The sequence below is a fragment of the Thalassotalea mangrovi genome, assembly GCF_005116735.1.
Lineage (GTDB): Bacteria > Pseudomonadota > Gammaproteobacteria > Enterobacterales > Alteromonadaceae > Thalassotalea_A > Thalassotalea_A mangrovi.
Genome location: NZ_SWDB01000002.1, coordinates 47,281 through 68,708 on the forward strand (window position 1 = coordinate 47,281; position 21,428 = coordinate 68,708).

17 protein-coding genes and 1 other RNA gene are annotated in these 21,428 nt (G+C 46.0%); 7 read left to right on the top strand and 11 right to left on the bottom strand.

Annotated elements, in window-relative coordinates; all coding sequences use genetic code 11:
- Position 1: 1 nt before the first annotated feature.
- The gene (gene ruvX, locus E8M12_RS00690; RefSeq protein WP_136734145.1) at positions 2-442 is read left to right on the top strand and encodes a Holliday junction resolvase RuvX; all 441 of its coding nucleotides are present in this window, start codon (positions 2-4) and stop codon (positions 440-442) included.
- A gap of 102 nt (positions 443-544) precedes the next feature.
- Here ruvX and E8M12_RS00695 read toward each other — a convergent pair whose 3' ends face one another.
- From E8M12_RS00695 to rpiA, 4 genes are all read right to left on the bottom strand, one after another.
- Positions 545-2,497 carry a tetratricopeptide repeat-containing diguanylate cyclase gene (locus tag E8M12_RS00695; RefSeq protein WP_136734146.1) on the bottom strand — a complete coding sequence of 651 codons (1,953 nt, stop codon included), beginning with the start codon at positions 2,495-2,497 and terminating at the stop codon, positions 545-547.
- Positions 2,481-4,721 (bottom strand): hypothetical protein, encoded by a 2,241-nt coding sequence (locus E8M12_RS00700; RefSeq protein WP_136734147.1) that lies wholly within the window; start codon positions 4,719-4,721, stop codon positions 2,481-2,483. Before E8M12_RS00700 ends, E8M12_RS00695 begins: the two co-directional genes overlap by 17 nt.
- An 816-nt stretch (positions 4,722-5,537) precedes the next feature.
- The gene (serA, locus tag E8M12_RS00705) at positions 5,538-6,767 is read right to left on the bottom strand and encodes a phosphoglycerate dehydrogenase (protein WP_136734148.1); all 1,230 of its coding nucleotides are present in this window, start codon (positions 6,765-6,767) and stop codon (positions 5,538-5,540) included.
- Positions 6,768-7,001: 234 nt separating this feature from the next.
- A complete protein-coding gene (gene rpiA, locus E8M12_RS00710; RefSeq protein ID WP_136734149.1) occupies positions 7,002-7,664 on the bottom strand; it encodes a ribose-5-phosphate isomerase RpiA in 663 nt (220 codons plus the stop codon).
- 489 nt (positions 7,665-8,153) lie between these two features.
- Between rpiA and E8M12_RS00715 the strand changes: the two genes are divergently transcribed.
- The gene (locus tag E8M12_RS00715; protein ID WP_136734150.1) at positions 8,154-8,546 is read left to right on the top strand and encodes a DUF3718 domain-containing protein; all 393 of its coding nucleotides are present in this window, start codon (positions 8,154-8,156) and stop codon (positions 8,544-8,546) included.
- Between the two features lie 45 nt (positions 8,547-8,591).
- Here E8M12_RS00715 and E8M12_RS00720 read toward each other — a convergent pair whose 3' ends face one another.
- The 7 genes from E8M12_RS00720 to putP form a co-directional block, all read right to left on the bottom strand.
- Positions 8,592-9,170 carry a 5-formyltetrahydrofolate cyclo-ligase gene (locus E8M12_RS00720; protein WP_136734151.1) on the bottom strand — a complete coding sequence of 193 codons (579 nt, stop codon included), beginning with the start codon at positions 9,168-9,170 and terminating at the stop codon, positions 8,592-8,594.
- 72 nt (positions 9,171-9,242) lie between these two features.
- Complete coding sequence (locus tag E8M12_RS00725; RefSeq protein WP_136734152.1) at positions 9,243-9,992, bottom strand: TIGR04219 family outer membrane beta-barrel protein; 750 nt, start codon at positions 9,990-9,992, stop codon at positions 9,243-9,245.
- Positions 9,993-10,229: 237 nt separating this feature from the next.
- Positions 10,230-10,412: non-coding RNA, 6S RNA (ssrS, locus tag E8M12_RS00730), on the bottom strand.
- A gap of 355 nt (positions 10,413-10,767) precedes the next feature.
- A complete protein-coding gene (proC, locus tag E8M12_RS00735; protein ID WP_136734153.1) occupies positions 10,768-11,601 on the bottom strand; it encodes a pyrroline-5-carboxylate reductase in 834 nt (277 codons plus the stop codon).
- Position 11,602: 1 nt separating this feature from the next.
- Complete coding sequence (locus tag E8M12_RS00740) at positions 11,603-12,850, bottom strand: glutamate-5-semialdehyde dehydrogenase (RefSeq protein WP_136734154.1); 1,248 nt, start codon at positions 12,848-12,850, stop codon at positions 11,603-11,605.
- Positions 12,847-13,953 carry a glutamate 5-kinase gene (proB, locus tag E8M12_RS00745; RefSeq protein ID WP_136734155.1) on the bottom strand — a complete coding sequence of 369 codons (1,107 nt, stop codon included), beginning with the start codon at positions 13,951-13,953 and terminating at the stop codon, positions 12,847-12,849. Before proB ends, E8M12_RS00740 begins: the two co-directional genes overlap by 4 nt.
- A gap of 20 nt (positions 13,954-13,973) precedes the next feature.
- On the bottom strand, positions 13,974-15,470 hold the full coding sequence (gene putP, locus E8M12_RS00750) for a sodium/proline symporter PutP (protein ID WP_136734156.1): 1,497 nt from the start codon (positions 15,468-15,470) through the stop codon (positions 13,974-13,976).
- A 541-nt stretch (positions 15,471-16,011) separates the two neighbouring features.
- On the opposite strand from putP, the gene E8M12_RS00755 reads away from it, so the two are divergent.
- The 5 genes from E8M12_RS00755 to E8M12_RS00775 all read left to right on the top strand — a co-directional run bounded on the left by E8M12_RS00755 (position 16,012) and on the right by E8M12_RS00775 (position 21,263).
- Positions 16,012-16,497 carry a MarR family winged helix-turn-helix transcriptional regulator gene (locus E8M12_RS00755; RefSeq protein ID WP_136734157.1) on the top strand — a complete coding sequence of 162 codons (486 nt, stop codon included), beginning with the start codon at positions 16,012-16,014 and terminating at the stop codon, positions 16,495-16,497.
- A 321-nt stretch (positions 16,498-16,818) separates the two neighbouring features.
- A complete protein-coding gene (locus tag E8M12_RS00760; RefSeq protein ID WP_136734158.1) occupies positions 16,819-17,388 on the top strand; it encodes a UPF0149 family protein in 570 nt (189 codons plus the stop codon).
- A gap of 28 nt (positions 17,389-17,416) precedes the next feature.
- Positions 17,417-18,781, top strand: coding sequence for a Xaa-Pro aminopeptidase (pepP, locus tag E8M12_RS00765; RefSeq protein ID WP_136734159.1), 1,365 nt, complete (start codon positions 17,417-17,419; stop codon positions 18,779-18,781).
- A gap of 53 nt (positions 18,782-18,834) precedes the next feature.
- On the top strand, positions 18,835-20,034 hold the full coding sequence (ubiH, locus tag E8M12_RS00770; protein ID WP_136734160.1) for a 2-octaprenyl-6-methoxyphenyl hydroxylase: 1,200 nt from the start codon (positions 18,835-18,837) through the stop codon (positions 20,032-20,034).
- A gap of 29 nt (positions 20,035-20,063) precedes the next feature.
- Complete coding sequence (locus tag E8M12_RS00775) at positions 20,064-21,263, top strand: UbiH/UbiF/VisC/COQ6 family ubiquinone biosynthesis hydroxylase (RefSeq protein ID WP_136734161.1); 1,200 nt, start codon at positions 20,064-20,066, stop codon at positions 21,261-21,263.
- Positions 21,264-21,428: the final 165 nt, after the last annotated feature.

Sequence of the window (21,428 nt, forward strand, 5' to 3'; positions counted from 1 at the left end):
TATGTCCTTGCCTGCTTCTGTTGGTTCCCGCACCGTACTCGGATTTGATTTTGGTACCAAACATATAGGTATTGCGGTTGGTCAGGAACTGACTGGTACCGCAAGGCCTTTAAAGGCCATTAAAGCCAGAGATGGTATTCCCAATTTTGATCAACTCGCTGATTTGATTGCAGAGTGGCAGCCTGATCTGCTGGTTGTTGGCTTGCCGTTAAATATGGATGGTAGTGAACAGCCATTTACTGCCCGGGCCAGAAAGTTCGCCAATCGATTACATGGTCGCTTCGGTTTACAGGTTCAGATGCAGGATGAACGACTAACGACCGCCGATGCCAAACAGAGCCTGTTTGAGACAGGGGGCTATCGTAACCTGCAAAAAGATCATATTGACTGTCAATCGGCAGTGGTAATCATAGAAAGTTGGTTTGCCAGCCAATATGAGTAAAACCAATTCCACTAAGGGTTTTCCCAGTCAGTGATAATTTAAAGGCTTTTAGGCAAGGCCTAAATTGCCGGGAATGCTCGCTCCATCGTCACAATCATATAATTAACCGTTTGCGATTTCCGTCGTTGCGGTTGCCTTTGCGTCATTAGCAATCATAGAGTTGCCATCCTCGACAATGAGTTTATGTCCATCAACATTGGCCTTATCGGCCATCATCCATTCACATCTTGCCAGAATGTTATGCATTGAGTCTTTTTGGTAATCCAGATTCATCAGCAAGCTGGTAGTCTGGTAGGAAAGTTTATAGGTCAGAAAAATACTTGGCTGCAATCGATTAAGTTGCTGAATCACTCGCCCCTGGATCTGCAATAAACTATGCATACTGGTATTTGGCATTAACATGACAAACATGTTGCCTTTGTACCGCCCGATAAGTGACTGATGAGGGGCGTTCTCTTTTATTACTTGTGCTGCTTTTTCAATTAACCAGTCGCCAATGGTATGGCCATTACGGTAATTAATGTCCGTTAGTTGATCCAGCTGCAGACAAAACAAAGTTGCTGATTGTCCGCGCTGTTGAATTCTCAGCCAGCGCCGGGAAAAATATTCCAGGGTGTTTGGGCGATGATAAACCTGAGTCAGGGGGTCTAGTTGCAGTTGCTTGGTCACAACCCGGCGCGACCAGCGAATACCAAAAACACTCAGTGCCAGCCCTGCTGCAATTAAAATGCAAATGACGATATACAGCATACCAAAGCGGTTTTGCTCGCTAACGTCGGCAATTTCCCGATTAGTGGTATGCAGTGTCGAGTATTGTTTGCTCAGATGTGAATTTAATTCGGCAAATAATTTTTTGTGATTTTGAAGTTCAAAATTTAATTGTTGGCGGACGACTTCCCTGGCGCGGGTTTGCGCATATTGACGTTGCTGACGTTGCAGATAATCAATCTGATAAAGATAGGCCTGTTCCGGGCTACCATGAGTTTTTGCCATAGATGCCATGATCCCAGCTGCAGCATGCAGGCTTTCGCTGAGTTTGAAATCTTTACTGTAGGACATTGCCTTGGTGCCATATAACCAGGCATTATCATAATCCTGTACGTGGTAAAAACTGACCGCTAATAGGCCATAGGCATCGACACTGTTCATCGGGTAATTGCGTGCTTCGATCGAGCCAAGACGAGGCAGCAATGTATCGATTACCCAGTTGTAATTGCCTAACTCCACCTGGAATTGGGCCATCTCGGCAATGACCCCCTCGGTGATGATGTTTTCGTTGATTTGCTGACAATAGGTCAGGGTGGCCTGATACAGTATATCGTCGACACTAATCTTTTTTAAACCGACTAACGAATCAACTTTATGTGCCGACACCAGGCATTGCTGGCGTTCTGTCAGGTGACGGTTATTAAGGCGTTCAAAATAATTCAGGGCTTTTTGATAAGCCCCCAGTTGATTATGAAAGAAACCAATACCCATAATGGTTTTGGTATAAAGTTGTGGCTCGATCTGTGGATGAGGTAATAATTCAAGAATGTCTGCCAGCAGGTTTACCGCATGTGGATAATCACGATCTAATAAGTACAGACTCAATTTATAGCTCAACGCCTGTAGCCGTACATTGATATCATGGTGCTCGGCAAGGACCTGAAACCGTCGTAGAGACTCCTGATAGTTGCCTTCCATGATCAACCGATAAGCCTGAAGGTATGCTAATTTGGCTTGCTGAGACTCATCAAGCGAGCGCTGTTGCAACAGGGCGAGCAAGGTTTTACTCAATTCGATATCGGTGGAGCGAACTTCATTGGCTTTATCCAGCAACGCTGTTGTTGTCCAATTATTAAAATAACCTAAGCGTTGTGAGTTTGTTTCAATGCCATCCGTCGCTATACCGTCAGCCTGTGCATTAACACAGATAGTAACGCTCAGACTGATTATTAACATCATTTTCCAGGCGCAGCCTAATAGCCTTGCGCAGTCAAACAATACTGGAGTACACATGGGGAAGCGGTTGCTTTGCAAAGCTTTCGATGTGTTATTAACCACGAGTTGCATCCTCAGCCTCCAATGGTTGATGGCCAGGTGTCAGTCTGTCGTTAGCTCCATGACTGAATGGCATATCGTGTAGCTCGTCAAAAACCGGGGTGGTACGATAATTTGGGCTCTCGATAACTGTCTGTGGACAATAGGCCGGCATAGCCTGTGCGCTGTTATCGTCTTGTCTAGCAATGTTGTGCTTACCTTGCTGCTGCGCTAAGCGCAATGCACCTGTAAGGTCCATCATCAGGTAACGGAATCGATAACCACTGTTATCGCTGTGGGTTACGCCTATCGCCCCCTGGTGACCCAGCTGTTTGCTTATTGTCTGCTGCAATTTAGTGGCAAAGGTCAAGGTGTGTTTTTTATCCATATCACCTAACAGCAATATTAATTGCTGGTGACTAGTGCGGGCAAGGAGGAAAAAACGACCATCTCGCAGCCATTTTTGACCTCTCAACCGAGTCTGGTACCAGGCTGCCGTCCGCTGTAGCCAGGAGTTACGAGGCGGATAACAGGCGGGTTGACGAATTTGTAACGCTTGTTGTGCCAATTGTCGGGTCAGATTTACAGTTAATCGGATTTGCTGCCGCTGGTTAACCTCAATCTGGTATTGAACTTCTGAGACTTCTTCTGGATTTCCAGTTTCGCACACCAATTTACGGTCGATTGAAGATAAATCATCATGCTTGTTATTACAGGTATCCGGCAAGCGGATGATCAAAGCTCCTACCCCTGCGCTTTGTTGACGCCAGGAATTTAAAGCTGTAACAGCCTCTTTTTCAAAAGCAGTTCTGTTCAGGGCGCTACTTGTTACGTCAAGACTCAGCTGTCGCTTCAATGGGCTCAGTATGTGCTGATAACGTCGAAGGTAAACGTAAAGCATCAGCGTAATTACTGCCAACGATAATAATGAGTACTGCAAAACTAACTGGTGTTGCAGCTCATGCTGCAATTGTGTGAAATTTCTTTGCTGTTTGACATTATTGGCAAGTAACCGTTGCTTTAATTTCACTCGCTGCTGCTCGGCATTTTGCTTAGCAAGGCGAACAAATTCTCTGGATTGTGCCTTAGACTGCTCGTCCTGTAATGAGCGTTGCAGATGCCGCTGATAGTGATCTAGAAATGCCTGTGCAAGGTCTAATGCATTTGTTGCGTAGTGATAATCGGCCAGTAACTTGTAACTTGCGGTTACCCAGCGATTAAAATGTTGCATCTGTTCTAAGCTTTCTAATTCAGCGGTTAGCTGTTGCGCGTAGCGACTAGCCAGTTCATCTTCACCTGCTTGCCAGTAATAATGGAGTAACATGTGCTGGTTATTCATGCGTTGAAATGTATTAGTTTCAATAATACGTTGATACTTTTTGATAAAGTCACTGATTTTTTCAGGCGCGTGCTGGTTAAGGAAGTAATGAGCAGTTTCAATTAATGCGGCATTTAAAATGGCGGGTTCGTGACTCTTCAGGCACAGGTGTTCGGTGCGCTGCAAGTTTTCAAAGACTTCTGTAGTCCGTTGCAGACCTATAGTGGTCTCCAACATGTGCAGTGCAATTACGCATTGCCGCCTTGGTGGCAATCCGGCAGCGTTAACCTGTGCAAAGGTTTGCTGTGCCTGATTGAATTCGCCAATGTGATTGTAGAAATATCCGAGAGTAAGTAGCAGTAAGTCTTTCAAAGGGAAGTCTGCAATGTCGGGTAAGGATTCTACGATTATTTGATGATGCTCAAGCATCAGATCGTAGTTTTCTGACAGAACACCCAGATTTAATAAGTTGCTGTGTGCGCGCAGTCGAGTTTTCGGGTCATGGTGATTAACCAGTAGCTGGTGTAACTGTTTCGCTCGTTCGATATCGTTTAAAAATGTTGCCCGGTGCGCTTTAAAGTAGATCCATTCAGTCTGGTTATTAGTATCAAGCAGGATATCATTGCGGTTAATAAACTCATCAAGCTCACCAATGTGAGTAATAAAATCAGCAATTCGTCGGGTACGAATGCTTTCGATGGTGGGTATCTTTTCCGCAAATTCCTTATTGAACTCTTCGAATGCCCCTACACCTCTGTCAATTTTTTGCCACCAAGATGTAATCCACTGGTTCAGTTCGTCAACTACTTGGTCTGGCAACGCAATTGGATTTTTCATTTCCTTATTGGCAGGTTGCTCATCAACGATAGTTATAGCTTGCGCTGATGTCGCAACGCCCATAACCATCCACTGTAGTAACAGACAGGAAACCCAGGTCACGATAGCTGTTCGGCAATTCGAGGTCATGACTAAACAAGGCATCCCATGTCCAGGTGTAGATAATTTAGCAATGCGCGCGGCAATAACCTGAAGGCGTGACAATATTCGCCGCGTGAGGTTTGAATTAATGGCAAGCCGATAAAAAGCGAATTTACTAAAAATGTTAGTCACGATAGATTACATTCGGATTAGTGCAGTAAATGGCTGTCGCCGATTATTTAACGGCATAATTTATTCGGCGCACGACATAATGAAGCTCAACTGGACAGTCAGGCAGTTTGATGATTTCAGACACGATATTTCCTCTTATTATTGTTTAAGCGATTCACATCTCACCCATTTTCGCACCGCGTGATTCCAGCCTTATGCTTACTGAAATCTTGTTTGTAAGGCGCCATGATAACTAAAATTTGCAAACAGGGAAAATCCGATCACCTATGCAGATAGTTACTGGTATTTCGTGAAGTTTCAATAGCTTTTCCCGACTTTAAAACTGGATCGTATATTAAAACCGTAAATCGTTTATATTACAATTGGTTATGCGTATTTTGGGTTTGTATTATTTTGTATCAAGGGTTGTTGTTTCAAGCCTTTTGAATGGCCGTTGTTAAAGCAGAACTATTCACCTTTAGGCTCTGTCTGAGCTTGGTTCGCATCGGGAGGTAAGTATTACGACAGGTAGACAATGGATAAGCAGGGGATAACGCGCATAGGAAATACAGTGTCGATATAAATCGGCGGCGCGTTTTGTGCAATGTTATCATATTGTCAACAGGGAGGTTCCTCCCCGCTGACAATGAACATGAACTGCTTAAATTAGTGGATCAACCGGGCCCGTATGGTGCCATCGATAGCCTTAAGCTCTTTTAACGCAGCATCGCTGTCTTTCGAGTCGAGATCGATGACCACATAACCGATTTTATCATCCGTTTGCAGATATTGAGCGGCGATATTGATTCCCCGGTCTGCAAATGCCTGGTTAATCTGGGTGAGCACACCCGGTCGGTTATGATGAATGTGGAATAAGCGTGAGCGGTTGATATTTGCCGGTAAGGAAACTTCCGGGAAATTTACTGCAGATACCGTAGAGCCATTGTCAGAATATTTGATAATTTTACTAGCTACTTCAATGCCTATATTTTCCTGAGCTTCCTGAGTACTACCACCGATATGCGGAGTCAGAATGACATTATCAAACTGTCGTAATGGTGAGATAAACTCATCATCATTCGACTTTGGCTCGATTGGGAATACGTCGATAGCGGCACCACCGACCTTTTTGTTTTCTATGGCAGCCGCCAGCGCATCGATATCAACAACCGTGCCTCGCGAAGCATTGATGAAAATTGCTCCGTCTTTCATCTGCGCAAATTGTTCGGCGCCAATCATGTTCTGCGTGGCCTGAGTCTCCGGGACGTGCAGGGATATGACATCGGCACATGCCAGTAATTCCTGAAGACTGCTGCTTGGACTGGCGTTACCAAGCGGTAATTTGGTTTCAATATCAAAAAATTTAACTTGCATACCCAGGTGCTCGGCAAGAATGCCAAGTTGCGTGCCGATGTGTCCGTAACCGACGATTCCCAGTGTTTTGCCTCGGGCCTCTACCGATCCCACTGCGGACTTTAGCCACTGACCACGATGAGCGAGAGCGCTTTTTTCCGGCACTCCGCGAAATAACAGTAATAATTCGCCAATCACCAGTTCTGCCACGGACCTGGTATTAGAAAACGGAGCATTAAATACCGGAATACCACGAATTTGCGCGGCGGATAAATCAACCTGATTGGTACCGATGCAGAAACACCCAATGGCTGCTAATTTCTTCGCATGGCTTAACACATCGTCTGATAATTGGGTGCGAGAGCGAATACCAACAAAATGCACATTGGCGATCTTTTCTTTCAGCTCATTATCCGGTAACGAACTTTTCAGGTATTCAATGTTGCTATAGCCACTATCTTGCAAGGTTTTCACTGCACTCGGATGCACACCTTCAAGCAATAAAATGCGGATTTTTTCTTTTTGCAACGATTGTCGGGTCATGGTCACTAACTCTGTGTAAAATATCAGTTTGGATGGCTAGACAGCTAAATTAGCATATAGAGTGAAAACTCAAAAGCGTTTTTTGAATAATTGCGATAGAAAAAACGGGCTGAACGTTCAGCCCGGTTGGATGTTATAGCAATTCCACTAAGTGTTTTCCCACTCAGTGAGAATTTAAAGGCTTTAAGGCAAGGCTTTGATTGCAGAGAATGGTCGCTCCATTATCAACATCAATTAATTCGCCTCGATGATTTTTGCCCCTTGTTCAGTGCCAACAATCAGCACATCAGCGCCGCGATTGGCAAACAAACCGTTGGTGACCACACCAACAATGCTGTTAATTTTCGCTTCCATGGCAACCGGATTTAGAATTTCGAGATTATAAACGTCGAGAATGACGTTACCATTGTCGGTCAGGACGCCCTGACGATAAACCGGATCACCGCCGAGTTTAACCAGTTCCCGCGCCACATAACTGCGTGCCATAGGGATTACTTCGACCGGCAGGGGGAACGCACCGAGCATACCAACCTGTTTACTGGCATCGGCGATGCAGACAAATTTTTTGGCAACTGCAGCAACAATTTTCTCTCGGGTAAGGGCTGCGCCACCGCCTTTTATCATGTGCATATGTTCTGTGATTTCGTCGGCACCATCAATGTAAACATCCAGGCTGTCTACCGAATTAAGATCGAACACCTCGATGCCGAGGGCGGTAAGCTTTTCTGTCGATGCATCTGAACTGGATACCGCACCTTGTATCTCGTTTTTTTTACTTGCTAAAGCATCAATAAAAAAGTTGACGGTTGAGCCGGTTCCCACACCAACAATGCTGTCAGGGGTGACGAATGCAAGCGCTGCTTCGGCAGCATTTTTTTTCATTTCATCTTGAGTCATAACGAATCCTTTTTCGACGCGATGGCGCGATTATAGCCTGAAAAATTGCGGTTTGTCGCCTGGCCTGTTTGTTGCTGCTTAAATAAAGTGCATTGTCGTTTGCCTAATTGCCAGTTAGTCGTTGATACGGTCGAATCCGTTGCGCAATTTCTCACTTTTTAATCTGCCATAGCGGAAATATTGTTATTCTTCACAACTTTCAAAGTTGTCATTATAACTTATTGATATTTATGTGTTTGCAAATAAATTTATAGGCCAATCTTCAGCTTTTCCTCAGGTTATTTAGGTGCTTTTGAGGTTTAATTACTGGCATCGGAAACGAATGGGGTAGCGAAAACTTAGGCGCCCCCTTAATTGATGAGCTGCAAGCACTTGCGAAAGCCGGAAATAAAGTAAAACCGCTGTCAATCAATTGCACACGCTCGATTCATCGACGTAACCGATGCCGGAAATTCACTCGGGAACAGATTTTTAATCGAGGAGGTAGTTATGAAAGGCCTGAATAGTTTAGTACTGGCCGCGGGTATGGCGGTCGTATCTTTAAGTGGCCAGGCGGTAGAGTATGAGTTTGTTGCAGCCGACAATTCGGTAGCCACCAAAACCTGCGTAGCCGCAGCAAGTGATAACTTAAGTGACTTGAAAAAAGCGGTACGCCGTTCCTTTGATGGCAACACCAAGCTTATGAGTTTATCTATCGCTTGTAACGATCAGGACATTAACTCATTTGCCCATACTTATGGTGCAGTAGATACCGGAGAGTACCTGAATCGCCGCGTTCCAAAGGCATTTAAGGTAGAGGATGATGTTCAAATCATTGACATCAGTGCTTATCAACCTAGCGACATCAGTAAAAAAGTGGTTGTCTATGTTAGCAGCAAATAACCTTGAACCAGCACAGTGATCGGCGTCAATGCCGGTCACTTTTTTTTATGCACTGATGATTTGTTTAAGCGGTATGTCCCAGGGTTGGGGTTGCAGATGTTCAACCTGTTGGCAACGGTGGGCCACGCCAATGGCCCGGTTCTGCAAATTAGGACAAGCGTGCAGGGTACGATCATAATAACCACCGCCCATGCCAAGTCGATTACCATGGCAATCAAATCCCAACAGTGGCGTCAATAAAAGGTCTATATGCCGATGCGCAATGACCTTACTAACGTCCAGAACTGGCTCCTCCAGATTATAGCGATTGCGGGTTAGAGGGGTATGTTGTGAGTAACTCAGAAACAACAAATGGCCTTTGCTAAACGGATGCAGGACCGGCACGTAGACCTGTATTTGCTGTTGCCAGCACCAGTGAAAGTAGGGGGCAAGGCTAATTTCACCATTTGCGGCGATATAGCCGGCAACGTTTTCGATGCGTTGCTCAGACGATAGCTTCTGCAGTTGTCGGCAAAGGTTATGACTGGCGGCAGTTTGCTCGGCGTACGTTAATGCCCGGCGCTTTTGCCTGAGCTCTTGCCTTAGGTGCTGTATACGATTTGCTAAGTCGGTGTTCGGAGTCATGGTAAAAAAAGGGCCAGATTTTATCTGACCCTCATTATTTCTTAAACCTTAAAGGTTGCCAAGCGACAGGTTTTAAAAGTGTAATTCAATGCCGGCAAACGCACCGTCAAATTGTGCGTCAAGATACAGGTCTTCTACGTCCTGAATATCGAATTGCATTTTGCGATAGCCAAGGCGGATATCCAAATCGACAACCAGATTATCGACAAATTCATATTTAATGCCAGCCATGGCGTCATAGACATTGTGATCATCAAAACCAATCCAGGAGCCTTCCGCAAATACGTCCAGGCCAGTGCCTAAGATACCGAGTTCGGTTGCCAGGTATAACATCGGGATAACACCGTGGTAATCGAGCGACTCCTCAGTAAATACCGGGTTTGCATCATTCTGACTCACCGTAACAGCATATTCGGCGTACTTAAAGTTAACACCAAAGTCGATGCTGAAGATGGCGTTATCAAACAATTCGTAATACATAATCACATCTAGGTGATCTAACTCGGCATCAACCAGAGTATCGCCGTTGTAGATACGATCGCCAAATTGAAAGTCAGCCACTTCAGCCATGCCGGTTGTGTCCAACTCGTTCTGGCGGAGTTTTAGGTTAGGCAGTAACGGGATCGGATGCTCAAGTGCAGCCCAATAGCTGCCTTTTTTATCATCTTCGAGCTCAAACATCTGCAAATTTTCAGTGCTACCAAAGCTACCATCTGCTTGCATATCCCAAACCTGACCACCAATGTAGACACCGGCGATGGTATCGGCTTGTGCGATAAACGAACTTAGGGCTAACGTTGTTGCAAGGGCGAGTTTTTTCATGACTTTACTTCTTTTAGTTATTGTTATCTTTTGCAAGATAGTACGACAGGCAAACAGTAACTCAAATTGAAAGAAAATTGTAGAGGCAAGGTTAATATTTTATAAACAATGGGTAGATGTCTAAAGGTGTCTAAGGGGGGCGGGGGTGGACGAAGGTGCGTTAATATTTCCAGGGGTTGGCGAGGAAATTAAACGGTCATGCACGGTATTGCTTGGATGAATAGAGTATCGAAAAAGGCGTTCCCCAAAATGCCGGCATCAACGTCAGCCCTTGAACAACCGTGTGTTCAAGGCGGAGGTTGCACACTCGCCTTAGGCTTCCCGGTACTTGCCGGGCCTGCTCAATAGCGACCGATAAACCCCCTTAAGTAGAAATTATCGGCTCAGGGACATAGTTGATATCAAACATCCCAGGGAACTTAAACTTCATTATACAGATTTATCACCATTATGGCCTGTATAAATTTGTGAAAAATCGTGGTGAGATGTTGAAAAATGAAGCGAGCATTTCTGTTAATTCAAACATGCCAGTGGTAATCGTTGATTACCGACCTGCGATTGAGAAGTTACTCTCACCACGAAAATGGACGACCAACCGTCGGTTTGTGTCATCCAGCTTTGACAGAACGGCGGCACTTTATCTTAGAGTAAGATGCGGAGCAACGTAGTTGTGCGGGAATCCACGAAACGATTCGGTATATTGCATAACCGAAAAGCATAAGGGCGACAATTTCACCTGTCGCCCTTATCTCCGTGAGTCCTAGCGGAGTTAGTTTTATCCGGTCGATACTCGGTTTTCTGCCGCTTTGTTTGCAGCTGCCCACATCGCCTGCTCAATAATCTTACTGAAATTATTATCTTTGAATGAGTTTATGGCCTGTTCCGTCGTGCCATTAGGCGACGTGACGCGCTCGCGTAGGGTCTTAAAATCATCGCTTGAATCAGCGGCCATCATGCAAGCCCCCAGGCCAGACTGCAATGCGGCTTTGGCAGCGGTTTGTTGCGATAGGCCCATGTCAGTGCCAACTTGCTTCATTGCCTCTAAAAACAGGAAAAAGTAGGCGGGGGCACTACCGGCCATTGCCACGATAGCTGGCATCTGATCCTCATCTTTGAGCCATACCACTTTCCCTATCAGGCTAAAGACTTGTTCCATGCTTTCCCGTTCACGAATAGAGCAGTGCTCGTTGGCAACCAATCCAGTAAGCCCCTGGCTTACTGCACTCGGTAAATTGGGCATTGCCAGTGCTACCGGCCAGCTCATAAATTGATCCGACAACTGCGCCAGGGTTGTGCCGGCGGCTAAAGAAACAATTGGCGTTTTTTGTCCCAGTGACCTCAGGGTAAACGCGATCTCGCGACTGATTTGTGGGATCAGCTGTGGTTTTACTGCAAGAATAATGATGTCAGCGAAGTAGGCTGCAACATTATTTTTCTCGGCAATATTGATATTATAATCTGCCGCAAGTCGATGCCGGGTTGCCTTTGAAGGCGCTGAAGCAAGGATTTTTGTGGCATCGTATCCGGATTTCAGTAATCCATCAATGATGGCCGTGGCCATATTACCACCACCAATAAATGCCAGTTTCGGTTGCTTGAATTTGTTCATATTATCCTCGTACCTGGCCGGTACCGCAGACCAGGTATTTTTCGGTGGTCAGAGACTCAATGCCCATCGGTCCATAGGCATGCAATTTCGTTGTGGCGATGCCAATTTCAGCACCTAAGCCTAACTCGCTACCATCAGAAAATCGTGATGAGGCATTTACCATGACTACCGATGCGTCAACCATGTGCTTGAATACTTCGGCCGCTACTTCATCTTCACTGCAGATAACTTCAGTGTGATTACTACCAAACTTACTGATATGTGCCATCGCCTGATCGATATCATCGACTACTCGAATGGCAATATCTAAACTTAAATATTCCTGACCAAACTCGCTTTCAGAAAGCAGGTTTACATCGTGTACAAAACTTTGTGTCTGAGCGCAGCCATGTAAGGTGACGCCACGTTCTGTCAATGCTTTCGCGGCTAGTGGCAGAAAATCTGCTGCCACTGCTTTGTGTACCAGTAATCCTTCCAAGGCGTTACAAACGCCAGGTCTCTGGGTTTTGCCATTGACAAGAATACTCAGGGCTTTGTCAAAATCAGCCGCTTTGTCGACATAAAGATGACAGACCCCTTTGTAATGCTGAATGACCGGAATCTGACTGTTTTTTGTGACATAGCGAATTAAGCCTTCACCGCCCCTTGGGATGACTAAATCGATCCAATTATCGAGGGTCAGCATTTCAGTGACAATTTTTCGGTCCGGATCCGGAATCACAGAAATCGCTGCTTCAGCAACCTGATGCTGGCGCAGCACGCTTTGCATAACTGCAGCAATAGCCAGGCTGGAGTTCAGGCATTCTTTACCACCACGCAGAATGACGGCGTTGCCTGATTTAAAACACAGGCCCGCAGCATCGGCGGTCACGTTAGGACGGGCTTCATAAATCATACAGATTACACCCAATGGCACGGTTTTCTTCTTAATTTCCAGGCCATTTGGTCGTTGACCGATTAATCGCTCGCGTCCTACGACTTCGTCTAAGCCGGCAACGGTTTCCAGGCCATTGGCCATATCATCGATGCGCTCTGGCGTTAACATCAGGCGATCAATCATCGCTGCATCCAGGCCATTGTCCCTGGCTTGTTCTACATCGGTTTTATTGGCTGATAAAATGGCATCTTGCTGTTCACGCAACTTAGCTGCCATTTCATTTAATATCGTGTTCTTTTGTTCCGCGGATAGCTTAATCAGTCCTTTTGCTGCTGTGGCGGCTTGTTGGGCTATTTCGGAAATGTTAATCATTGGGTCTCCATCATTGCTGAGAATTTATCGGATAAAATAGGTTTTGGGGTGCGATCAATTTGCTGATTTAGCGCATCATCGTCTTGCTTAGTAACGAAATCGAGTAAGCAGCTACTGTAGTTGGTTTTGGCTTTGGCGAGCTTCTCACCACTACCGGTGCGCAGCAGTACCACATCGCCGACAGCAAACTCTCCAACCACGCCAATCAAATCGCTGCTCGACAAATAATCGACGCCGCGTTCAGGGCTCAGGGAAAATTCGTCATCAACGACGATTTCACCTAATGCCTTGGTGGTGTGACGAACCCAGTGTTTTGACTCCTGTAATGGCGTCTCGTGGGGGTGGAATACTGTACCCGGATTTTTACCTTGTAGCAGGGCATCAAAACTCTCCTGCTTAAAGCCATTGATGATATAGGTAGAAATGCCCTGTGATACGGCTTTTTCAGCCGCCTGGATTTTTGTTTTCATGCCACCGGTACCAACAGCGCTGGTCGCGCCGCCGGCCATAGCATAAATCTGCTCGGTGATTTCATTGACTTCTGAGATCAATAAAGCATCCGGATTTAACTGAGGGTTGCTATCAAATAAACCATCAATATCCGAGCAGATGATCAGTGCATCGGCGTTTGCTGCCGCCGCAACCATTGCCGACAGGTTATCATTGTCACCCACTTTCAGGCGATCTGTGGTGATCGTATCGTTCTCGTTGACGATAGGCAGAATATCGTTATCAAGCAGGGAATCCATGGTTTCACGAATGCTTAAAAATCGTTCCCGATCACGAAGATCCGCATGGGTAAGGAGGATCTGTGCCGATGAAAAGTCAAATAGCCTGTCCCACGTCGCCATCATTTCTGTTTGTCCGGCGGCGGCCATGGCCTTTTTATCGGATATTGCCGAGCCTTGCGTCTCTTCGAACAGATGGGCGCCAGCGGCAACGGAACCGGAGGATACCAGCACCACCTGCGTGCCCTGCTGACGACAGCGGACGATGAAACTGGCAATGGATAACAGGTAATGACTGCTACAGCCATTGCGTTCAGGGGCTATCAGGGCACTGCCAACTTTAATGACGATCCTGTTCCAGCTTGGATTATTCATATACGTCTCCAAAACTTTCATTAGTGTTGATTATCGCTTTGTACAAGCTGCTCGGTTTCCTGTAACCAATCTAGCGCCTGTTGTTTGGGCTCTGCAGTTTTCAGGCTGACCCAAATTGTGGCTACCAGGCTCAGGATAAAGCCAGGTAATAATTCGTAGAAAAGCGAACTTAAGGTTTCACCACCGTCGAGCACAGGCACATTGGCCCATAGCAATACCGTTGTTGCGCCAACAACAATACCGGTAAGAGCTCCGGCGTGAGTCAGTCGCTTCCACCAAAGGCTCAATAACACCAGAGGTCCGAAGGCTGCGCCAAAACCAGCCCAGGCATTCGACACCAGGCTTAGCACACTACTGGTCGCATCCATCGCAATCAGGCTGGCGATAACAGCAACGACCAGCACACAGGCGCGACTGACAAACAACAATTCTTTATCTTCTGGTGGTTTACGGGTGTAGTGTTTGTACACATCTTCGACCAGTGAGCTAGACGAAACCAGTAATTGTGACGAAATGGTGCTCATAATGGCCGCCAGGATCGCTGCCAGAAACCAGCCTGCCACGAACGGGTGGAACAGGAATTGTGATAAGAATATGAAAATGGTTTCCGGGTCGTTCAGGCTTTGCGAACTTTGCGCAATAAACTTAGCACCGATAATGCCGGTTAATAATGCTCCAATAATGGATATGGTCATCCACGAAATGCCAATGTTTTTGGCTTTCGGAATATTGTGATGAGTATTAATGGCCATAAAACGCACGATAATATGTGGCTGACCAAAATAGCCCAGGCCCCAGGTAAATAAGCTGAAAGCCGTTACCCATTGGACGGTTGACCAGTCCAAACCAGCCAATATCTGCGAATCGTTCCAGGTAGTCTGCATATCAAGTTGTTGCAGGGTAAACACTGGTACCGCAATTAAGGCGATTAACATAATAATGCCCTGCACGAAGTCACTGACGCTGACCGCTAAAAATCCACCAAGCATGGTGTAGAGCACGACGACACCAACGGTGATGATAACACCAACCTGGTAGTCCATGGCAAATGCCGACTGAAACAGTTTTCCGCCAGCAACAAGGCCGGAAGCGGTGTAGACCGTAAAGAACAGAATGATAACCAGGGACGAGACCAGTCGCACCCGGGCATTTTCTTTGGCAAATCGTTTCGAGAAAAACTCGGGAATCGTCAATGCATCGTCAGCCACCTCAGTAAATACCCTGAGTTTAGGGGCGACTAACTGGTAATTAACGTAAGCACCGACAACAAGGCCAAGGGCAAGCCAGATGCTGTCGAGGCCGCTAACATAGGCCGCACCGGGCAGACCCATTAACATCCAGCCACTCATATCAGAGGCACCAGCGGAAAGGGCGGTGACCTTAGCGCTCACTTTACGGCCGCCGAGTAGATACTCACTATTGTCTGCGGTTGAGGTTTTCATGGCGTAAACGCCAATTGCAATTAGCAATAAAAAATACAAAGCAACAGATAATGTTGCGTAATCTGGAATAGGCATATCTTTACTGTACTAAATAATAGTCTTGGTATTAGTAATGTTGATTCAGTGTAAGCGGGGGCTCAGACGCTCAGTCTGTGAGGTGGGTGGTTTTTTGATCTATGAAGTTAAGACCTTTCTTTAACGCTCTGTACGCATAGGCCGGTACGTAGTATGAACCGATAATTGTATAAAAACACAAACGTTCAGTAATGCCGTCAACAGCGCTGTTAAATTCGTTATTTTGCGTATCCATGATAAGTCCCCTGTTAGAATTGTTTAGTACTATAACAATTATTGTACTAATGATCCACCGCGAAAATAAAATTAGCGTAGTGTTGGAAATAAAATTGCTGGTAAAAATCTGTGCAGGGTTTCCTAATTGTAAATCAGGTGTTTTGTCGCTGTTGCTTGTTTTTACTGGGGTTTGCCGTGTTACGTTGCGTAGTTTTTACTTTGATAATTAAGTAGGAACGGTTATCATGCCGGATAAAATATATAGTGAACTAATTAATTGCCGAGTTAAGGCGCTACATTGTAATTGCAGCCGGGAGTGAAGAGAGTGGAAAGGTACGAAGAGCTGTTCGTTTCAATCAGAAAAATTATTCGCGCGATAGATATTCGCTCGCGCAAATTAGGTAAAGAAGCTGGGATCACTGGCCCGCAATTGCTGATTATGCTGGAGATTCGAAGCGTTGATGGTATCAGTTCAAAAGAACTGGCGAAAAATGTCAATTTGAGTCAGGCCACCGTCACTAACATTCTTGATCGGCTGGAAGCGAGAAAGTTAATCTCGCGAGTTCGTAGCGAGCGCGATCGTCGCAAAGTCGCCTTATATCTCACCGATGAAGGCAAAGAGACGCTATTAAATGCTCCGCAGGCAATAGAAGAAAGTTTTATTGAAAAATTTACTGCCCTTAAAGAGTGGGAACAGTATCAGCTTATTTCTTCAGTGGAACGAATTGCCGATATGATGGATGCAACAGAACTCGATGCCGCACCAGTGTTGAACCTCGGGGAACTGTCGAGCCCGGCCCAGGAAAAATAAAGCCGTAAGCTTTAAGACGGCTTTAAGGCTGTAATGCTTTAAAGCCGTAAAGTAAAAGCGATAACCTTTCTTTCAGTCCTAAAGCCTTAAGCTGTAAGCTATAAGACGGCTATAAGGCTGTAACGCTTTAAAGCCGTAAAGTAAAAGCGAAAACCTTCCTTACAGCTTACAGCCGTACAGCTTACAGCCCTACAGCTTACAGCCGTACAGCTTACAGCCCTACAGCTTACAGCTCTAAAAAGGCAGTTTTTCAGGCTAAAACTGGTTTAGGCTGGGTGGCGGTGGTAGGATATTTATTAAGACTCCTCAACATTAAGTGTTATGACACAAACCAAACTAATTACCTTTACCCAACTGCAAGCATTTTTAGGTGGTGAGAACTTACAGACTCATGCCTCCGAAATACATGGTTTTTTAACGGGTATCCTCGCTGCGGGGTACGCTTTTGACAATACTGACTATCTGAAAACGCTGGAAGACATGTTCAATAATGGTGAGGCGCTTTCCAAAGCCATGGAGCGGCAAATGAAAGTTCTGTTTGCTGAGATTGTTCAGGCCATTGTCGATGAAAACTTCGGGTTTCAGTTACTGTTACCTGATGACGATGAATCGATTATCGAGAGAGGTCAGGCCCTGAATGCCTGGGTTCAGGGGTTTAACCTGGGCTTTGGCTTATTACAGAAACAAAACAGCAGTTATTCTGAAGACGTTCAGGAAATCATCCGTGATTTTGCTGATATCGCCAATTTGTCTAATGAATTGGAAGATGATGAAGAAACGGAAGAGGCCTATTTCGAAATTCTCGAATACATTCGCATCTCCTCATTATTATGTTTCGCCGAACTTGGTGATAAACCAACGGCCAATCAAACCTCAAAAACCCTGCATTAAACACTGTTACTGAAAACTTAACATTATCATGAATAAAACCCATATTGACGTTAGTGAATATCAACAACGCCGTTACCGCCTGCTGGCGCAAATGCCAGCGAATTCAGTCGCTTTAATTCCCGCTGCGAAAGAGGTAACTCGTTCCCGCGATACCGAATTTTTATTTTGCCAGGATAAAGACTTTTTCTTCCTCAGTGGCTTTTATGAGCCGGACGCGCTGTTGGTGTTGATAAAAGGTGACGATGCAACGACCGCGGAGCAGGTTGCATCCAACCTGGATTCCAATGAGACTATCCTGTTTTGTCGGGACAAGGATCCTCACGCTGAAGTATGGCAGGGGCGGCGGGTAGGGCCCGAAGACGCTCAGTCGCAATATGGCTTCGAACATGCGTATGGCCTCAGTGAACTGGAACAGGTGCTGCCCATGTACCTGAATGGTCGCCAATCTGTTTACTTTGCACAGGGGTTACAGAAATCCTTTGATGAAATGGTGTTTGCCATTCTCGATATTTTACGAAATGGGGTAAAACAAGGATTTGTTGCACCGACTACGCTGTGCGATATTCGTCCCCAGTTAGCCGAAATGCGCCTGATTAAATCGGCTGCGGAACTCGACATTATGCGCAGTGCCAATCAAATTTCCGGTAATGCGCACCAACGGGCGATGAAGTTCTGTCAACCAGGCAAGTTTGAGTATCAGGTGGAAGCGGAAATTTTGCATGAGTTTGCCAGCAATGGTGCTCGTACGGCCGCTTATGGTTCGATTGTCGGTGGTGGTGAAAATGCAACGATTTTACATTACACCGATAACCAGGATGTGTTGCTCGATGGCGAACTGTTATTGATTGATGCCGGTGCCGAGCTATGTGGCTACGCCGCCGATATTACCCGTACATTTCCTGTTAATGGCAAGTTCAGCGAAGAACAGGCTACGCTCTATAACCTGGTACTGGAATCGCAGATTGCGGCGATCAATACCATCAAACCAGGCAGTAATTTTGCCCTTGCCAATGATGCCGCCAATGAAGTGTTGACCAGGGGATTACACCAGCTTGGCATTCTCAAAGGTGACCTTGAGCAATTGATCGCTGACAACGCCTGTAAGCAATACTTTATCCATGGGCTCGGACACTGGCTTGGTCTTGATGTTCACGATGTTGGTGACTATCAGATGGATGAGAATCGCCGTCAGTTACGACCTTTCGAACCGGGTATGGTGATGACGATAGAGCCAGGGATCTACATTGATGCCGAGGCTGACGTCGATGAGCGTTGGAAGGGAATAGGTATCCGCATAGAAGATAATATTCTGGTCACCGAAGACGGGCATGAAAACCTGACGGTGAATGCGCCGAAAACCATCGCCGATATTGAAGCGTTAATGGCGAGTTAAACAGCAATTACAATAGCCCTGGGTTTTGTAAATCCGATTTCAATAGATGCAATATGATGACTTTGACGACACATTACGACATCATTATTTCCGGCGGTGGATTGACCGGCGCCGCAATGGCGCTGTCGTTATTCTCGCAAACGACAAAACCATTGCGCATCGCCATTGTCGACAGTGCGGATAAGCAGCAGGCCAGTGGTGGCTTTGATGAACGGGTAATTGCACTTTCTTACGGTAGTGCCGAGTATTTGCAAACACTGGGGGCCTGGCAAGCGTTACAGGATCGGGCCTGTGCAATTCGCGATATTCATGTTTCTGATCGTAGCTTCTATGGCAAGGCGAGAATCAATTGTCAGGATTATCAACTCGACGCCTTAGGTTATGTGGCACCACTGCAAGCTATTGCCTCCAGCCTTTATGGTCAATTGCAGCAATCGCCAGGTAAAGCGGCTCAGCTCGATGAATATTTTGGCAATGGAATTGAGAGCCTTGAATGGCAAAAGTCTCAACTAGCTGTAAAGTTGCGACAAGGACAGAAACTGACCGCCGATTTATTACTTGCCTGTGATGGTGGTCATTCTAAATGTCGGCAACTGGCTAAAATAGACGTACAAAGTAAAGATTACCAACAGGTAGCGATTGTTGCTAACGTGCAAACGGCAAGGGCGCATCAACACAAAGCGTTTGAACGATTTACTGAGTCGGGGCCAATCGCCATGTTGCCAATGACCAGTAATCGTTGTTCCCTCGTATGGACCCTATCAGCGGATACAGCAACCGAGTATATGGCGTTAAGTGATAAAGATTTTGCCACCACCTTGCAACGCGCATTTGGTGACTGGTTAGGGCCATTTATCAGAATCGGCAAACGCCAGAGTTTTCCGTTAAAGCTGGTACATGCGGGGCAGATTACTCAGCATCGCTTAGCGTTACTCGGCAACGCCTGTCATACTTTGCATCCCATTGCCGGCCAGGGATTTAATTTGTCGGTTCGTGATGTAGCCTGTATGGCATCTTTAATTAGCGATGCATTGAATGCTGGCGAGGATATCGGCGGATACCCAGTGCTCAGTGCTTATCAGCGACAACGCTCGGTTGATCATAATACGATTATCCAGCTAACAGATTCATTAGTGCACTGTTTTTCCAATCACTATTTACCTTTAGTTGTTGGCCGAAATCTAGGCCTCAAAGCTTTAAATTATATTTCTCCCATAAAAGCTTCGCTGGCGAAAACGACAATGGGTTATTAATCGAGAATATCAGGACACTTCAATTACTTATGCAAAAATATGATATCGCAATTGTTGGTGGTGGCATTGTCGGTCTGACGGCGGCACTGGCGATTTGCGCCAAAACCCGTTTGCAGGTGGCAGTGATTGAACCGCAACCAGTTGCTGAAGAGACTGATGCTCCAAATCTGCGGGTTAGTGCCATTAATGCGGCAAGTCAGCAATTATTTGCTGAGCTAGGTATCTGGCAGGAAATACTCCAGCAACGTCTGCAGGCTTATCAACAAATGCATGTCTGGGACAAAGATGGACCTGGTTTGCTTAACTTTGCCGACGATGGCAGTGCTGACGATCTCGGCTGGATTATTGAAAATGATGTGATCCGGCGTGCGTTGTATCAGCAAGTGCAGCAGAATTCCAGGATTGATATTATCAATCAACCGCTTAGCAACATTGCCGTTGGCGATAGTGAAGTATTTTTAAGCTTCTCTGAACATAGCCCGCTACTCGCAAAATTACTGATTGCCGCCGATGGCGGTAACTCCTGGGTGCGTCAGCAACTAAAATTGCCTATGACGTTTAGGGATTATGACCACCATGCTCTGGTAGCCACAGTCAATGTTGAAAACCACCATGATAATACCGCCTGGCAGGTGTTTTTAGATTCTGGACCGCTGGCCCTGCTACCTTTGTATCATCCGTCTTTATGTTCCATCGTCTGGTCGGCAGCTCCAGATAAGGTATCGGTGTTGAAACAACTATCGACCGTTGACTTTAATAAGGCCATTACCAGTGCCACCGATGGCAAGTTAGGGTTGGTCACGTTGCAGTCAGAGCGACTGAGTTTCCCATTAAAAATGCAGTTAGTTGATAACTTTGTTCAGCAAAAGGTTATTTTGATCGGCGATGCTGCACATACCATCCATCCATTAGCAGGGCAGGGAGTCAATCTTGGCCTGCAGGACGCTGTCGCACTGGCTGATACTCTGGCACAGGTTTTTCAGATGCAGGAACCGGAGCAGGTGTTTTCGCAATCGCAAAAGCTCAGCCTGTTGAATAAAAAACTGGGCGAATTTTCCCGCTTTCGCAAAGCAGAGGCGACTGAAATGATCGTCGCAATGGAAGCCATTAAGCAGGGCTTCGCGATACAGCAAAAACTTCCTAAGTTGTTACGTGGCCTGGGAATGCGGACCTTGAATAATCTGCCACTGTTAAAGCAACAACTAGTCAAAAAAGCGATGGGAAAATAGCCGAGAGTCGATGCTAATGCATCGACTCTGTTTCAGAGGTAAGCTACGCTGGTGGAGAAAATACTCGCAAACGTCGCATTTTAGGTGGATTCTGACGATGATTGGGAAAGCATCTTTGAAGCGTCGCTTCAACTCCACCTTCGAATCCTAGTTCGATTCGAATCT

Coding starts and splice junctions, on each gene's coding strand:
- E8M12_RS00740 (WP_136734154.1), bottom strand. CDS start 12,850: ATGATTAACATTTCCGAAATAGCCCAACAAGCCGCCACAGCAGCAAAA.
- ubiH (WP_136734160.1), top strand. CDS start 18,835: ATGATGACTTTGACGACACATTACGACATCATTATTTCCGGCGGTGGA.
- pepP (WP_136734159.1), top strand. CDS start 17,417: ATGAATAAAACCCATATTGACGTTAGTGAATATCAACAACGCCGTTAC.
- E8M12_RS00695 (WP_136734146.1), bottom strand. CDS start 2,497: ATGCAACTCGTGGTTAATAACACATCGAAAGCTTTGCAAAGCAACCGC.
- E8M12_RS00775 (WP_136734161.1), top strand. CDS start 20,064: ATGCAAAAATATGATATCGCAATTGTTGGTGGTGGCATTGTCGGTCTG.
- rpiA (WP_136734149.1), bottom strand. CDS start 7,664: ATGACTCAAGATGAAATGAAAAAAAATGCTGCCGAAGCAGCGCTTGCA.
- putP (WP_136734156.1), bottom strand. CDS start 15,470: ATGCCTATTCCAGATTACGCAACATTATCTGTTGCTTTGTATTTTTTA.
- E8M12_RS00720 (WP_136734151.1), bottom strand. CDS start 9,170: ATGACTCCGAACACCGACTTAGCAAATCGTATACAGCACCTAAGGCAA.
- E8M12_RS00760 (WP_136734158.1), top strand. CDS start 16,819: ATGACACAAACCAAACTAATTACCTTTACCCAACTGCAAGCATTTTTA.
- ruvX (WP_136734145.1), top strand. CDS start 2: ATGTCCTTGCCTGCTTCTGTTGGTTCCCGCACCGTACTCGGATTTGAT.
- E8M12_RS00715 (WP_136734150.1), top strand. CDS start 8,154: ATGAAAGGCCTGAATAGTTTAGTACTGGCCGCGGGTATGGCGGTCGTA.
- E8M12_RS00725 (WP_136734152.1), bottom strand. CDS start 9,992: ATGAAAAAACTCGCCCTTGCAACAACGTTAGCCCTAAGTTCGTTTATC.
- proB (WP_136734155.1), bottom strand. CDS start 13,953: ATGAATAATCCAAGCTGGAACAGGATCGTCATTAAAGTTGGCAGTGCC.
- proC (WP_136734153.1), bottom strand. CDS start 11,601: ATGAACAAATTCAAGCAACCGAAACTGGCATTTATTGGTGGTGGTAAT.
- serA (WP_136734148.1), bottom strand. CDS start 6,767: ATGACCCGACAATCGTTGCAAAAAGAAAAAATCCGCATTTTATTGCTT.